Raw genomic sequence first — 14,455 nt, 5'->3', positions numbered from 1 at the left:
AGAGGAGTGCATTCGGACATTTAACAACCAATTTTATGAAGACAATATTAATCACCGGTGCAACTTCCGGTATAGGTAAAGCCACTGCAGAGCTTCTTGCAAAGCAAGGAAACAGAATTATTATTTGTGGAAGGAGAAGTGAGGTGCTGGAGTCTGTAAAAACAGAACTTTCCCAATACACCGAAATATTTAGTTTAATATTTGATGTAAGGAATCTTGAAGAAGTGGAAGCAGCTATTAATTCTCTTCCTGAGAACTGGAAAGATATTGATGTTCTGATTAATAATGCTGGCAATGCTCATGGGTTAGATCCTCTCTCTGCTGGTAAGACGGACGACTGGGATTCTATGATTGACGGAAATGTGAAGGGATTACTGTATGTTTCCAAAATGATCATTCCAACTATGAAAACTAAAAATTTAGGTCATATTGTAAATATCAGTTCTGTAGCAGCAAGACAAACCTATGCGAATGGAGTAGTGTACTGTGCAACAAAGAAAGCAGTAGACGTTATTTCGGAAGGTATGAGACTGGAACTTACAGAATTTGGAATCAAAGTAACCAATATCCAGCCGGGAGCTGTAGAAACCGATTTCTCTCTGGTAAGGTTCAAAGGCGATAGTGAAAAGGCTTCAACGGTGTATGCAGGCTATGATGCCCTGAAAGCAGAAGATATTGCTGATGCCATTGCTTACTGTGTAAATGCTCCGAAACACGTTACTATTTCAGATATGACTATCTATCCAAGTGCTCAGGCTGAGCCAAGAACGATTTATAGAAAATAGTCCAAAATAATGGAGTAAATTTGCAGAATATTATAAAGCGATTTTGCTTTTCGCGATTTTGCTGTTTAGCTTTAAAACAAAAAAATGAAAATTCTATATCTGGAAACATCATCGAAAAACTGTTCAGTAGCCATATCAGATAATGAGAAGTTATTGTGCCTTTGTGAAGAAGTTTCTGAAAACTATAAACAGTCTGAAAGTCTTCACACTTATGTAGAGTGGGCATTGGAAGGAGCGGGGATTACGCTTAAAGATATCGAAGCCGTTTCTTTAGGAAAAGGTCCCGGATCTTATACCGGCCTAAGAATCGGAGCAGCCTCAGCTAAAGGGTTTTGTTATGGACTCAGAGTTCCTTTGATAGCAGTGAATTCTCTTGAAAGCATGATAGAGCCTTTTTTAGGCGATAACTACGATTTTATAATACCTTTGATCGATGCAAGGAGAATGGAGGTTTATACGGCCGTTTATGACGGTAAAACAGGGGAGGAGTTATCCAAGACCGAAGCCAAGATTCTGGATGAAACATCTTTTGAAGAATTTAAAGATAAAAAAATTCTGTTTATAGGGGATGGCGCTAAAAAAGCAAAAGAAATTCTGAATCTCCCTGATGCTGTTTTTAAAGAAGATGTTTATCCTTCTGCACAATATCTCATCAGAAAGACTCTGGAGAAAATACAAAACAAAGAATTTGAAGATATGGCTTATTTTGAGCCTTTTTATCTCAAAGATTTCCATGGAGTAAAGAAAAAGAAAAGCGAAGAATAAATCTTCGCTTTTTATTTTATTGAGGTCTTGGCGGGATCTTCGATCCTGATTTTGTCTCAGTAGGTTTTTTAGGATTTTGTGGTTGCCCCGGGCTTGCTTGTGGAGCTGTACTTATATTATCCAGCTTCTGTACTTTTCCACTATTCATTTGTGGAACTCCCGTATTTTGGGTGTTAGGTTGTACAGGTGCTCCTGATGGTTGTTGAGGAATATTATTTCCTTTGTTGTCCGTTGCCTGGAAGCTGAGGTCACTTTTCAGATAATTCAGCATTTCTTTTGCTCTTATCCCTTCAGGTGTTTTGGAATAATTCAGGGCAATCTGTTCCAGCTGCAGAATCATAACTTCTTTTCCACTTGATTTTCCTGCATTGAAAGCATTTAATAAATACAGCTTAGGAACCAGAGCATCTTTCGGAAACTTCTGAATCGTCTGATCTATAATATCTTTACTTTCCACAAATTTTTCTGATTCAAATAGTGCGTATGCCTTTTTGTATTCGTTTTCAACTTCTTCAGTTGATTTTACAAATGATTTATTTTTAGGATTTCTGGCAAATTCAGCGTAAGAAGTATAAGGATAATCAGCTAAGAGAATTTGTTTTGCTCTTTCAGAAGCCTGTGGATTTTTCTCATAATTCATGGCAAAAATCTCATACAATGCCTGTAACATCACTTTTTCTTCCGGCTTTACATCAACAAGATCATAAAGTGTTTTCGTGGCCAGTGGAGTATTGGTAAAATAATTCTGATACATAATTCCCAGACCTAATGAGGCGGTATCTCTGTCCTTTTTTAACTGAGATAATTTTCCCTGATCTGTAGGAATCTGTTCAATATAGTACGCAGGCTCAAAACGTCTTGGATTAGGCGCTGAGTTTACTCCCAACGCTTCATTTTTCATATCTTCAATGGAGGCCATCTTCTTGGAAGAACGCCAGTTATCGGCCAGGGCACGGTCTCCCCAGATCTGCTTAAATGAAGAGGTTCCTTTGCTTACCGTTCCTGAATTGCTGAAATAAAAACCTTTTGTAGTGACTCCAAAGTCTTCAAAAGAATTGCCGCTATTGGCAAAAATAGAATTGGCACTGTAATCTCCGGTATCAAAACCTTTACTTCTTTCCGCACGTCTCCTTTCCTGTTCCTCTTTCTCTTCTTTAATCTTTAATTTGGCAATATATTTTGTGAAATAGTCTGTTTTCTGAGCATCATTCATTTTTGCCAGAGAAAGAATACTGTCATTCTTTTTGATCAGATAGTAGTTTTTGGAAATCTTTTTAATATACTCGGATTGATCTTTTAACAGGATTTTTGATGGTTCATAAGTCATTACGGCAAGCGCAGAATCATAATAACTTCCGGCCCCTATATAATCATTTTTGTCAAGATAGCTTTTTCCTATTTCATAATAAGCCAATCCACGGATCTGAGGATCAGAAACCTTTTCAAACAGTGATTTTCTGAAGAATTGCTGTGCTTCATCCTTTTTGCCTGCTTTATTAGCCATTAAACCTAAGGCATAATAAAATTCGTTCTTTCTGGAGCCATACATCCCTTTTTTACTGATTCCTTCCAGGTAATTTTTGGCTCCTGCATAGTCTCCTTTACCGTTAAAAGTTTTGGCGATGGCAACCTGAGATTTTACTTCAAATTCGAAATCACTGGCATATTTATACGCTGCAGCATAGCTTTCTCTTGCTTTATCATTCTGATTCAGATTTTCCAGCACCTGACCTCTCAGATAAGCGATTCTGCTTTTCAGTTTTCTGTTGCTGTTCAGTTCAAAAGCATTATCAAGTTCTTTGGCGGCCTCTTCTTTTTTCCCGGCATCAAGCAAAGATTCGGAATAGTAAATACTCAGCAGTTTTGCATAGCTTTTACTGATATCTTCACTTTTCAGTTTGGCAAATGTTTCATGCGCTCTGTGATAATCTTTGATCTGATCATAAGCAAGCCCCTGATAGATTCTCGCGAGTGGAATCCTTTTGTCATCTTTCATACGGGTGAAAACATAATTCAGAGCATCAAGTGCTTCCAGAGATTTACCCCGATAAATTCTTGCCTGGGCAAGGATCATGTAGGCATCAAAAATCTGTTTATTTTTCTCCTCACCATTTCTGGTTACGGAGTATTTATTGATTGCTTTTAAAGCCTTTGCTTCTGCAATTTCGAGAGTAGTGGCTCCTTTGGTCTGTTCCCCGTCAGGTCTTGAAGGGCCATTTCCCTGAGGTCCGCCGGGAATATTGGGAATTCCTGAATTACCTCTTCCAGAAGGTCTGTTGGCTACTTCAGCCATCTTCATCGAATTTTCGGCAAAAGCCTCAGTCTGTCCAAGATCACTTCCTAAAGGCTGTTCTTCATAAGTCAGAATAGGAATGTAGGGAGCATAAAAGTTGTCCTTATGCCCTTTGTCTCTGGTGGTAAACTCACTGTTTAATGCATCTTTTGCATTAAATAATGTGTTATAATATGTGGAAAATCCTTTCAATACTCTTGATCGCTGCTCCGGCTTTTTCGTTTTGGTAGCACATGAAGCAACAAGACATATGACTAAAAGGAATAATATATTCTTTTTCATTATTCAATATAACTCGCTAATCTGCTTTTTATTATCAGCAGTTTGATGATTTTGTAAAAATAATAAAATTTTATAATGAATAATATTTATATTTCTTCAGGAAGTATTTTATTTCTTCTTTAATGGAAGTTTTAAACCTGATAATCTTTTAAATCAGAGAAGATTCTTTCAGGATTTTATAAACAAGATGGGTAGGAAGTCCCATAATGGTATAATAGCTTCCTGTAAGGCTTGTGATCTTTGCCATTCCCAGCCATTCCTGAATACCATAACTGCCTGCTTTATCAAAAGGCTTATAATTCTCAATATAATAGTTTATTTCTTCATCAGAAAGAGTGTCCAGAGTAACATCGGCTACATCTGTTTCGGTAATGGATGTATTGACGGTTTTGATGGTAATGCCCGTATAGACCTGATGCGTTCTTCCCGAAAGACTTTGAAGCATAGTAAAGGCGTCATCTTCATCTTTTGGTTTTCCCAGGATCTGATTATCGATAGCGACTACCGTATCAGCAGTCAGAAGTACTTCACCTGCTTCCAGGTTTCTAAAGACTGAAGCTTTTAAATCAGAAAGATAAGCCGCAGCTTCCTCTATTTTGATATTTTCCGGAATAATTTCTTCGCAGTCTATTTTCACGACCTCAAATTCAAAACCAAGGCTGGAAAGAAGTTCTTTTCTTCTTGGGGATTGTGATGCTAAAAGTAATTTCATACAGATACTTATACAGATTGAGTATTATCATCGTGCCAGTTTCCCTGAACTTTCATTACCTGTTCAATCACATCACGTACTGCACCCGTTCCTCCTTTTTTAGGGGAAATATAATCGGAAATTCCTTTTACTTCAGGAACTGCATTTTCAGGACATGCCGCAATGGCTGAACTTTCCATAATGTGAATATCCGGAAGATCATCACCCATGGTCAGAATTTCTTCGTTTTTAAGATTATATTTCTTCTTAAAGTCTTCGAAATCATCTATTTTATTGTGAGACTTCGGATAGTAATCCTGAATACCCAGATAATTGATTCTGTGCTTTACCATTTCATCATTTCCTCCGGTAATAACCCCAATTAAATAATTGTTTTTTAAAGCTTTTACTACTGCATAACCGTCAAGGACATTCATTACCCTGCACATGTTTCCTCCGGGAAGCAGATACACGCTTCCGTCAGTGAAAACTCCGTCAACATCAAATACAAATGCCTTAATATCTTTTAATTTCTCTTTATAGCTCATACATTTTCTGAATAGAATGATTCATTGTTTTATAAATTTCAAGACTCTCGTCTTTTAATAACTGTTCATGCAGCTGTAAAATCCTTACATCATTTCTTACTGCCGGACCGGTTTGTGCCAGTTTGGGTTCAATTTCATGAATTTTCTGAACCGTTTCATCAATGAGGGGTAAGAAATAATCAAACGGAATATCCTGGGAATCTGAAATTTCTTTAGCTCTTGAAAAAAGATGATTCACAAAATTGCAGGCAAATACAGCAGTCAGGTGAATATATTTTCTTTTTTCGTGATTGCTTTCCATCACTCTTTCTGAAATCTTTGAAGCAAGATCAAACAATATTTTTTGATCTTTTTCATTTTCCGCCTCTATAAAAAATGGAATTTTTTCATATTCAAGTTCTTTGGATTTTGAAAAAGTCTGTAAAGGGTAGAAGCTGGATTTTCTATACTCACCAGCCAGCACTTCTTTTGGAAGAGATCCGGAGGTATGGGCAACCAGACAATCTTTTCTTGTAATAATTTTTGAGACTTCTTCTACAGAATGATCACTTACACAAAGAATATAAAGATCTGCTTCTTCCAGATGATCTGTGGAATAAGGAAGATTTAATTCTTCAGAAATTTTACCTAATTCTTTTTCGTTCCTCCCAAAAATCTGGGCCACAGGAATACTTTTCAAAGTGAAAGCTTTTGCCATATGATAGGCTACATTTCCGGAACCGATGATTACAATTTGCATATAACAAATATAAGATTTTAAGCTGAGCCGGGAAAAGAAGAACACTTCAGAAATTCTGTACTTCAATATAGGCACGTTTATTGCGTAAGTGTCTCATATTATTTTTAATATTTACATTGAAAATTGAATTTTTAATTTAACTTTCAGCTATTTTTGTAATCCAAAACAATGAAGGCATCTTATGAAGATTAAGGACGCGGAAATTATTTCGTTGATGCAGAATCCACGGACCCAGGATAAAGGGGTTCGTGCCTTGATGGACGCCTATCAAAGCAGATTGTACTGGCACATAAGAAGAATTATTGTGGACGGAGATCTTGCACAGGATACTTTGCAGGAAACTTTTATTAAAGCATATCAGAATTTTCATCAGTTCAAAAATGATAGCCAGTTGTATACCTGGTTGTACCGAATCGCTACCAACGAAGCGTTACAGCAGGTTAACAAAATGAAGAAAATGCAGAAAACTGATGAGGATCCGGAGTATCATATGCAGAATCTTGTGGCAGATAATACAGAAGGTGATGCTGAAGAAATTCAGATTTTACTGCAGAACGCTATACAGAGCCTGCCCGAAAAGCAGAAACTGGTATTTATGATGCGGTATTATGATGATCTACCTTACGAAGAAATATCAAAAATTGTAGATATGTCGGTAGGGACGCTAAAAACGAATTATCATTATGCCAAACAGAAAATAGAAGATTTTATTAAAGAAAATTACGAAAAATAATTTTTGACCAACAAAGATGAAAGAGTTCGACATAGAAAAATTAGAGCGTAAAAACATTTACACAGTTCCTGATAATTTGTTTCAAAATATTCAGGAGAACGTTATGAATGATATAAAGGCAAGTAAAAAAGCACCTGTCTTTAAGCTGAACTGGATGTATGCTGCAGCAGCATCGCTGGCTTTGATTTTTGGAGCAACTTATGTTTTTAATTCAGATAACAATTCCACGGAACAAATTTTGAACTCTAAAACAACCTATGTTGCCAATAACGGAGAGCCCAAAACAGAAAGCGAGCTGGCTTATGAAACTTTAAAATCTGATTTAACTTCTGTTGAAAATAATAATCAAACAGTTGAAAATCAAAAAAATAACAATGTTTACGCTTCTAAAAGTGTAAGCGAAACAAAAAAAACAACAGAGAGCCCTACACCGGTGAAAACTGTAAAGAAAAAAGAAGAAACACGAATGAATGAATATCTGGACTCGTTTTCTAATTCTGAAATTGCAGAGTTAGCAAGTAATTCGACTCAGGACGTTTATTTGGATATTTATAATTAAAAGAAAATGAAAAAGATATTATTGACGTTTTTGATTATTTATGGCTTTGGATTAAATGCCCAAAGGACAGACTATGATTGGAAAAAGATGGATCCTAAACAAAGGAAAGAAGTCATCAATAATCTTTCTCCGGAAGAGAGAAAAGACCTCCTAAAGAAATTCAGGAACAATATGATCATGGATAATCTGAATGTTGATCCGGATGATAAAGCCGAATTTACACAATTGTATAACGAATATTTGGATAGCCAGAAGCAGATAAAAAGTCAGTTTAATTCCAATTTTGATCCCGAAACTTTATCAGATGAAGAAGCTAAAGCTAAGCTGCAGCAAAGTTTTGAAGTGGGACAGAAGTTATTGGATAACAGAAAAAAATATGCAGATAAAATGCAGCAGGTAATTCCCTGCCAAAAAGTTCTGAAGCTGTTTCAATCCGAAAAGATGATGAAAGATAAAATGGATGAAAGAAAACCTCACGGAAATCATGACGCTTCTGGATCCAGACAGAACCCATAATAGTTTATTTTTTTAATGTTGGACGGCTCTTACAGATCTTTCTGTGAGAGCCGTTTAATTTTTACAATAAAAAAATTATTTTTACCACAAATTCTATCTATGAAAAAAGCACTTTTCTTTTTATTATTTTCGTTAGTATTATTGGGTCAAAAAACAGAAACCATTGATCTTTCAAAATCTATTAAAGATAACAAAAACTCTATCAAAAGTCTTACAGTGATAGATCAAAGAGGTAATCAGGAAATCGGAATGGTGATGTACCATAAGGATGAGGTAAAAGTTATTTTCGAAAATAATGCCAGCAAAGACATACAGGATTGGTTTTATAAATACAATCCGGTAAGGGGAAATGATGAGATGATTTTTTTGCTTGAAAATTTGAATGTTTCAGAAGATAAAAAGGAAAAGTATTCTATCGGAAAGCTTGAATTAAAGGCAAGTACATTTATTAAGAAAGAAGACGGATATCATTTTATTGATAGAATAGATACTGTAGCAACAGTCTCATCACGAACAACTCCTTATCTGGCACAAAGTCTGGCAAGAAAAGTAACTTTAATTCTTACTGACCTTTTTAAAGAATCTTATAAAGCAACACCTTGGGAACTTAATATTTCAGAAAATGATTTTCCTGATTATACTTCTGTATTGAAAGAAAAACTTAGTATTCTAAAAGAAGATGAATTAAAAGAAGGAGTTTATAAAGACTATTACAGCTTTTTTACTCACAATCCTGAACCCGGATTTACTTTGCAGACTAATGATAAAGGAGTCGTTACTAAGGCCATAAAAGGAGAGGAAAAAACGGCAATAAGACATTTTTATGCTTTTGTGTATAAGGGCATTGCCTACAAAAATATCCCTGTGGGTTACACTGAGATTTTTAAAGATGATAAGGGTGTTTTTATTGAGGTAACAAAGGCAGAATTATTTCCTGAAACTGCTACAACCGGGGTTACAATTGGTGCAGCAGCAGGAGGTCTGATTGGTGGCGTTATTGGTGCAGTGATAGATGTCAGTTTATCAGGCAAAAGAAAGAATACTGTAGGACCTAAAGTTTATCTTGATCCTTTTACCGGAAATTATGTGTTACCGGAAGACTTTGGCAAAACAAAATAATATTTAAAAAGAGGGAAAATTTTACCTCTCTTCTTATTGTTATCTGTGTTTCAGTTAAAAGAAAGAATTAAGAATGAAAAATTCTCCTGCATTTTCTTATCTTTGCAAACTACAAGATTCTTAAATGAAAAACATACGAAATTTTTGCATAATTGCTCATATCGACCATGGTAAAAGTACCCTGGCAGACCGTCTATTGGAGTACACGAATACCGTTACCCAAAGAGAATTACAGTCTCAGACGCTGGATGATATGGATCTGGAGAAAGAACGTGGGATTACAATCAAATCACATGCTATCCAGATGGATTATGAGTATAAAGGAGAAAAATATATTTTAAACCTTATTGATACCCCGGGACACGTTGACTTCTCTTATGAAGTTTCCCGTTCTATTGCCGCCTGTGAAGGTGCACTTCTTATTGTAGATGCTGCGCAAAGTATTCAGGCACAGACTATTAGTAATCTGTATCTTGCATTGGAAAATGATTTAACGATCATTCCGATTTTGAATAAAATTGACCTTCCGTCTGCAAATCCTGAAGAAGTAACCGATGAGATCATGAACCTTATCGGATGCGAATATGAAGATGTATTGAGAGTTTCCGGTAAAACAGGAGAAGGTGTTCATAACCTTTTAGAGCAGATTGTTGAAAGAATTCCTGCACCGGTAGGAGATCCTGACGGCCCACTGCAGGCTTTGATCTTTGACTCTGTATACAACCCGTTCAGAGGTATTGAAGCTTATTTTAAAGTAGTGAATGGAAGCATCACTAAAAATGAAAAGATCAAATTCTTCGCTACAGGAAAGGAATATGGAGCTGATGAGGTAGGTACATTAAAACTGAAGCAGGTTCCCAAGAAAACGATCCATTGCGGAGACGTGGGATATCTTGTATCCGGTATTAAAGATGCCCGTGAGGTAAAAGTAGGAGACACCATCACTTCATTTGAAAAACCTGCGGATGCTCCGATTGATGGATTTGAGGAAGTAAAGCCAATGGTATTTGCCGGGATTTATCCAATTGATTCTGAAGATTTCGAAGAATTAAGATTCTCTCTTGAAAAATTAAGACTGAATGATGCTTCTCTGGTTTTCGAACCGGAAAGTTCCGCCGCTCTTGGTTTTGGTTTCCGTTGCGGATTCTTGGGAATGCTACACATGGAAATTGTTCAGGAACGTCTTGACAGAGAGTTCAATATGAATGTGATCACTACGGTACCGAACGTATCTTATTTTGGATATACTAAAAAAGAACCTGAAGTTCCCATTCTGATCAATAACCCGTCTGAAATGATGGATCCTTCAACGATGGACAGAGTAGAAGAACCATTCATCAAGGCGTCTATCATTACAAAATCCGATTTCGTAGGAGCAGTAATGACTTTATGTATTGAAAAGAGAGGAGAAATTGTTAACCAGAGTTATCTGACATCAGAAAGAGTAGAGTTAATTTTCAATATGCCTCTTGCTGAGGTGGTATTCGACTTCTATGACAGATTAAAATCTATCTCTAAAGGATATGCTTCATTCGATTATCATCCAATCGGATTCAGAGCTTCCAAGCTTGTAAAAATGGATATCCTGATCAATGGTGACATGGTAGATGCCTTATCTTCATTGATTCACGATTCTAATGCTTATTATATCGGTAAAAGAATGTGTGAAAAGCTTCGTGAGCTGATCCCGAGACAACAGTTTGATATTGCTGTTCAGGCTGCATTAGGGACGAAAGTAATCGCAAGAGAAACCATTAAAGCCTTAAGAAAAGACGTTACCGCAAAATGTTACGGAGGGGATATTTCCAGAAAACGTAAGTTATTGGAAAAGCAGAAAGAAGGTAAGAAGAAAATGAAGCAGATTGGTAGAGTAGAAGTACCACAATCGGCGTTCATGGCTGTACTAAAATTAAATGATTAATTATTAATCTATTATAAAGTAAAACCGCTTCATCAGAAGCGGTTTTTTAATGCATTTATTTTTTACGCGTATATTTTATTTCCATTGTTTTGTATTCCTTTCCGCTCTTGGAATCAGGGCCATACATTTCAAGCTTTTGAGTATTATCATCCACAAAGGTGAATACTTCTCTGAAATCACAGTCTTTTCCAGGTCTTGAAGGATCTGTCATTTTCCCTTTGAATTCAACTGATTTTGTGGAAGGGTTCCAGTTGCCTTCGCTATGCATGATTCCGGTTCCCATATTATCGATCCACGTACTGACAAACTTTTTCTTTGCGTTATCATATCCCACAATGCTCATTCCTTCAAAAGGCATTCCCATAAAGTCTCCTTTGTGATTTGTGATCTGATAACGTCCGCCAAGCATCATTTTATTGATCGCTTCAGATTTACTCATCATAGGTTTGGCTCCGTTTTCCATCCACATTGTCGTTTCTCCTGTCCAGGTTCCATCAGATTTTGCAAGCATTTTCTGCATTTCTCCCGGAGTTGAATATGCCATCCAGTCTTTCATGGCGGTTGCGGAATCTACAGGTTTCCATTCAGATGTAGAAGCTGAATCTGTTTTATCAGAACCAGTGGAAGCTGTCGTTTTTCCTTTCTCACAAGCTATTAACAGAATAGCAACGGAAAGAATTGTTAATAAATTTTTCATAATGATTTAGTTTTAAGATGGTTATAAAGATAAATTAAAGATAAGAACTTTTATTATAACGGAAATTATTTTTTAATACAACCATAAATTGTAACTTTGTGTATTCGTAACGCAAATCAATTTATGGAGTCTCCAAAAAAATTACAGGATATAAAAGTGGCTGTAGATGCCGTTATTTTCGGATATTTTGATAAAAAAGATCTTCAGATCCTTCTGATTAAAAGAAATATTGAACCTTTTAAAGGAGGCTGGGCACTTCCGGGAGGGCTTGTTCTTGATGATGAAAGTGTAGATGATGCGGTAAAAAGAGAATTGTATGAAGAAGCCGGTATAAAGCCCGATTTTTTGGAACAACTGTATACTTTTGGTAATCTGGGACGGGATCCAAGAAACCGAGTGGTTTCTGTGGCTTATCTGGGGCTAGTGAACCCGTCTTACCATGAATTGTTTGCCGATTCAGATGCTGAAGATGCGCAGTGGTTCAGTATTAATAAACTTCCTTCAGTTGCTTTTGATCATAAAACAATTATTGAAACTGCTCTAAAAAGACTTCGTACAAAAATTCAATACCAGCCAATCGGCTTCAATCTTCTCAATGAAGAATTCCCTTTTTCAGATCTTGAAAATCTTTATAAAACCATTGTCGGACAAGAAATTGACAGAAGAAATTTCCGCAAAAAAATCATGAGTTACGGATTGCTTAACGAAACCAACAACGTTAAAAAAGAAGGCAGTGGGAGACCCGGAAAACTTTTTACTTTCAATAAAGAAAAATATAAGGAGCTTGAAGAGCAGGGCTTTTACTTTGAGATTAAATAGATTGTTTTAAACACAGATTTCACAAATGTCTTGCACAAATATTCATTAATATTTACAGGCATTTTCGGAATGCACATTATACAGTATTAAGACATTCAATAGGAAATATCTAACTCCGGATTGTATTATCGGTCTTCAGTCATTCTGACGGAGGAAGAATCTCGTAATTGGTTAGATTCTTCACTACACTGTTGAACTACGTTCGCAGACCTTCAGTCTGTGTTTAGAATGACATTGATGTAATAACAATTTTTAAGATCAAATTCCACCAGTTTTAGCTGAAACCTATCAAATTTGTGTCATTTGTGATTAAAATTTGTGTTATTCGTGTTTGTTAAGATTAAATTATTGTTGCTGAAAATCAATCAATTATATTTATTAGCGTAAAATTAACACAAATAAATTTGGTGCAAAGACTGATATTCTTTTAAATTTGTGTCAAAATAACGCAATCATGAAATATACCTTACAAAATATTATAGAACGCTTTCAAAAAAAGGAAAAGATAAAATATCTCTTTTTCTGGGGACACACGGCAAAAGATATTGTTACCAAATCATGTTTAAGCCAATGGTTTTCAGGAAGTTTTGAAGAAAACGGAAATACCTATAGAACAGCAGAACATTATATGATGGCTGCAAAAGCAAGATTATTTAATGATGCTGAAATGGAAAAGGAAATTTTAAAAGCCGCTACTCCGAATCAGGCAAAAGCTCTGGGTAGAAAAGTAAAAAACTTTGACCCGAAGCTTTGGGATGAACATAAATGTCAGATTGTAACTCAGGGAAATCTTTTAAAATTCTCGCAAAATCAGAAATTTAAAGATTTTCTTTTGTCAACCGGAGATAAAGTTTTGGTGGAGGCAAGCCCTTATGATAGAATCTGGGGAATCGGGATGCTGGAAACGGATAGCAGAGTAGAAAACCCTTTATTATGGAACGGAGAAAACCTTTTAGGATTTGCCTTGATGGAAGTAAGAGATGAATTAAGAAGATAAAACACAAACCAGACACAAAATATTAATTATGGAAAAAATAGAATTACACCCACAAATATTTCTGATTGAAAATTTTCTTACTGAGACTGAATGTGATCATTATATCAGTCTTTCGCAGGAAAAAGTCTTTGAAGAAGCAAAAATCAATGTATTCGGACGCCAGCAGATGAATAAAGGAATCAGAAATAATGACCGACTGATGGTTTTTGATACTGCAATTGCTGAAGAGCTTTTTAATAAGGCTGTAGAGTTTCTGCCTCAGGAATGTGATGGATATCAGCTTTTTAACTTTAATGAAATGCTCAGGGTTTATAAATATGCTCCCGGACAGCAGTTCAAAATGCACAGAGATGTAAGTTATATCCGAAATGAAAAGGAGAAAAGTTTCTACACTTTTATGATCTATCTGAATGATGATTTTGAAGGAGGAGAAACAGAATTTGAAAACCTGTTTACAGTAGCTCCGAAGAAAGGAACCGCTCTTGTTTTTCACCACCCTTTAAGACACGAAGGAAAAACACTGATCAGTGGCTTGAAATATGTTGTGAGAACAGATATAATGTATTCAATAGTATAAGTCAACAGGATCGGAGAAAGGCATTGCTATGTCTTGTTTAATTAGCGTAATTTTAACACAAATAAAAATATTTGATCATGGAAGATGAATTAAAACCCAGATTTATCGAATCATTACAAAGAAATAATGATCAGATCAGAGAAGACCGTGCAAAAATCATCGGAGCAGATTCCGAACTGATTTACAGGCGCAGAGTGGAAGATATCGAATTAAAAATTAAAAGACTCGAGCGCGAACAGGAAGGGCTTATTGATATCAGTCCTTTAGACAGAAACAGTCTGACTTTTGTGGATTTCAATCCCGAAGCATTCGTTCAGAAAGACATGGAATTATCATTAACAATCAGAAATCTGAATATTCAGCTCGAAGTTACCCAAAAGAGATTTGAATATTTATTTGGAAAAAAATTATAGT

General features: G+C 35.9%; 16 protein-coding genes. 11 read left to right on the top strand and 5 right to left on the bottom strand.

Annotated elements, in window-relative coordinates; all coding sequences use genetic code 11:
* The first annotated feature begins 35 nt into the window (after positions 1-35).
* Together RHP76_RS15035 and tsaB are read left to right on the top strand one after the other, a co-directional pair.
* Entirely contained in the window at positions 36-785 is a 750-nt protein-coding gene (locus tag RHP76_RS15035; RefSeq protein ID WP_123278731.1) for an SDR family NAD(P)-dependent oxidoreductase, read from the top strand.
* 84 nt (positions 786-869) lie between these two features.
* Positions 870-1,550, top strand: a complete 681-nt coding sequence (gene tsaB, locus RHP76_RS15030) for a tRNA (adenosine(37)-N6)-threonylcarbamoyltransferase complex dimerization subunit type 1 TsaB (protein WP_120232309.1) — start codon at positions 870-872, stop codon at positions 1,548-1,550.
* A gap of 16 nt (positions 1,551-1,566) precedes the next feature.
* On the opposite strand, the gene RHP76_RS15025 is transcribed toward tsaB, so the two are convergent.
* From RHP76_RS15025 to RHP76_RS15010, 4 genes are all read right to left on the bottom strand, one after another.
* A complete protein-coding gene (locus tag RHP76_RS15025) occupies positions 1,567-4,125 on the bottom strand; it encodes a type IX secretion system periplasmic lipoprotein PorW/SprE (RefSeq protein ID WP_062672800.1) in 2,559 nt (852 codons plus the stop codon).
* A 148-nt stretch (positions 4,126-4,273) separates the two neighbouring features.
* Positions 4,274-4,837: a Maf family protein gene (locus tag RHP76_RS15020; RefSeq protein WP_311228495.1), complete on the bottom strand. Its 564-nt coding sequence runs from the start codon at positions 4,835-4,837 to the stop codon at positions 4,274-4,276.
* A gap of 8 nt (positions 4,838-4,845) precedes the next feature.
* Positions 4,846-5,364: a KdsC family phosphatase gene (locus tag RHP76_RS15015; RefSeq protein WP_034694018.1), complete on the bottom strand. Its 519-nt coding sequence runs from the start codon at positions 5,362-5,364 to the stop codon at positions 4,846-4,848.
* Positions 5,354-6,103 (bottom strand): Rossmann-like and DUF2520 domain-containing protein, encoded by a 750-nt coding sequence (locus tag RHP76_RS15010; protein ID WP_120232307.1) that lies wholly within the window; start codon positions 6,101-6,103, stop codon positions 5,354-5,356. The genes RHP76_RS15015 and RHP76_RS15010 overlap by 11 nt, the downstream gene beginning before the upstream one ends.
* Before the next feature lie 181 nt (positions 6,104-6,284).
* Here RHP76_RS15010 and RHP76_RS15005 point away from each other — a divergent pair, with 181 nt between their 5' ends.
* The 5 genes from RHP76_RS15005 (at position 6,285) to lepA (ending at position 10,951) form a co-directional block, all read left to right on the top strand.
* A complete protein-coding gene (locus tag RHP76_RS15005; protein WP_062672791.1) occupies positions 6,285-6,836 on the top strand; it encodes an RNA polymerase sigma factor in 552 nt (183 codons plus the stop codon).
* A gap of 16 nt (positions 6,837-6,852) precedes the next feature.
* Positions 6,853-7,395 (top strand): hypothetical protein, encoded by a 543-nt coding sequence (locus tag RHP76_RS15000; protein ID WP_062672789.1) that lies wholly within the window; start codon positions 6,853-6,855, stop codon positions 7,393-7,395.
* Between the two features lie 6 nt (positions 7,396-7,401).
* Positions 7,402-7,911, top strand: coding sequence for a hypothetical protein (locus tag RHP76_RS14995; protein WP_062672787.1), 510 nt, complete (start codon positions 7,402-7,404; stop codon positions 7,909-7,911).
* Between the two features lie 99 nt (positions 7,912-8,010).
* On the top strand, positions 8,011-9,030 hold the full coding sequence (locus RHP76_RS14990) for a hypothetical protein (RefSeq protein WP_311228494.1): 1,020 nt from the start codon (positions 8,011-8,013) through the stop codon (positions 9,028-9,030).
* 124 nt (positions 9,031-9,154) lie between these two features.
* Entirely contained in the window at positions 9,155-10,951 is a 1,797-nt protein-coding gene (gene lepA / locus RHP76_RS14985) for a translation elongation factor 4 (protein ID WP_062672783.1), read from the top strand.
* A gap of 55 nt (positions 10,952-11,006) precedes the next feature.
* Here lepA and RHP76_RS14980 read toward each other — a convergent pair whose 3' ends face one another.
* A complete protein-coding gene (locus tag RHP76_RS14980; RefSeq protein WP_311228493.1) occupies positions 11,007-11,648 on the bottom strand; it encodes a DUF1579 domain-containing protein in 642 nt (213 codons plus the stop codon).
* Positions 11,649-11,771: 123 nt separating this feature from the next.
* Here RHP76_RS14980 and RHP76_RS14975 point away from each other — a divergent pair, with 123 nt between their 5' ends.
* The 4 genes from RHP76_RS14975 (at position 11,772) to RHP76_RS14960 (ending at position 14,454) form a co-directional block, all read left to right on the top strand.
* A complete protein-coding gene (locus RHP76_RS14975; RefSeq protein WP_034694004.1) occupies positions 11,772-12,467 on the top strand; it encodes an NUDIX hydrolase in 696 nt (231 codons plus the stop codon).
* 454 nt (positions 12,468-12,921) lie between these two features.
* Entirely contained in the window at positions 12,922-13,464 is a 543-nt protein-coding gene (locus RHP76_RS14970; protein WP_311228492.1) for a riboflavin biosynthesis intermediates N-glycosidase, read from the top strand.
* Between the two features lie 28 nt (positions 13,465-13,492).
* Positions 13,493-14,041: a 2OG-Fe(II) oxygenase gene (locus RHP76_RS14965; RefSeq protein ID WP_311228491.1), complete on the top strand. Its 549-nt coding sequence runs from the start codon at positions 13,493-13,495 to the stop codon at positions 14,039-14,041.
* Positions 14,042-14,118: 77 nt separating this feature from the next.
* Entirely contained in the window at positions 14,119-14,454 is a 336-nt protein-coding gene (locus tag RHP76_RS14960) for a hypothetical protein (RefSeq protein ID WP_288444457.1), read from the top strand.
* Position 14,455 lies beyond the last annotated feature (1 nt).

It is taken from the genome of Chryseobacterium sp. SG20098 (assembly GCF_031844745.1).
In the GTDB taxonomy this organism is placed as follows: Bacteria; Bacteroidota; Bacteroidia; order Flavobacteriales; family Weeksellaceae; genus Chryseobacterium; species Chryseobacterium cucumeris.
This window is presented reverse-complemented; position numbering and strand designations above follow the sequence as displayed.